Source organism: Ideonella sp. B508-1 (assembly GCF_000333615.1).
Classification (GTDB): Bacteria; Pseudomonadota; Gammaproteobacteria; order Burkholderiales; family Burkholderiaceae_C; genus Ideonella.
Map to the genome: position 1 here is coordinate 1 of NZ_BADL01000623.1, position 942 is coordinate 942.

Genomic DNA, 942 nt, shown 5'->3' on the forward strand with positions numbered 1-942 from the left:
CGCTACGGTGCGCTGCCGCTGGTGCGCCGCGTGGGCGGGCTGGGCGACACCGTGACCGACTGCTCCCTGGAGGCCCTGGATGAGGGACGTGCCACCGGATTCGTGTTCGACGCCTTCGACGAGGCGGGCCTGGACGCGGCCGTGCGGCGGGCCTTCGCGCTCTACCGCCGCAAGCGGGACTGGGTGTCCGTCCAGCGCACCGCGATGGCGCAGCACCACGATTGGGCAGTGGCCGCCCAGGGCTACCTGGCCATGTACCGCGCGGCCCTGGGCCGCTGAGGACGCCCCTTCTTTCTGAACCGAGGAACCGACCGCGATGGACGTCAACCAGTTCGAGCATGAGTACGACCATGTGGACCGCACCAGCGTGCAGGCGCTCAAGCGCCACATCGCCAACAAGCTGATCTACCAGGTCGGCAAGGACCCGGTCTCGGCCCGGCCCGAGGACTGGATGCACGCGGCGGCCTATGCCATCCGCGACCACCTGGTCGAGCGCTGGATGCAGACCACCCGCGCCCAGTACGCGCAGGATGTGAAGCGGGTCTACTACCTGTCGATGGAGTTCCTGATCGGCCGCACCTTCAGCAATGCGGTGCTGGCGCTGGAGCTGATGCCGGCCCTCAAGCAGGCCCTGCTGGAGCTGGAGGTGGACCTGGACGGCCTGTTCGACCTGGAGCCCGATGCGGCCCTGGGCAATGGTGGCCTGGGTCGGCTGGCGGCCTGCTTCCTGGATTCGATGGCCACGCTGGGCGTGCCGGGCTTCGGCTACGGCATCCGCTACGACTACGGCATGTTCCGCCAGCTCATCAAGGAGGGCCGTCAGGTGGAGACGCCCGACTACTGGCTCACCCACGGCAACCCCTGGGAGTTCCCGCGGCCGGAGGTGATCTACCGCGTGCGCTTCGGTGGCCGGCTGGAGACCCCCATGGCGGCGTGCGCTGG

Annotated in this window: 1 protein-coding gene and 1 pseudogene; both read left to right on the forward strand. The window is 69.2% G+C overall.

What is annotated here, in order from left to right:
- Positions 1 to 279 (forward strand): annotated as a pseudogene (locus I73_RS33420) (starch synthase); the annotation flags it as partial.
- Positions 280 to 316: 37 nt separating this feature from the next.
- The coding region (locus I73_RS30490; RefSeq protein ID WP_040501527.1) for a glycogen/starch/alpha-glucan phosphorylase at positions 317 to 942 on the forward strand (626 nt) is incomplete at its 3' end.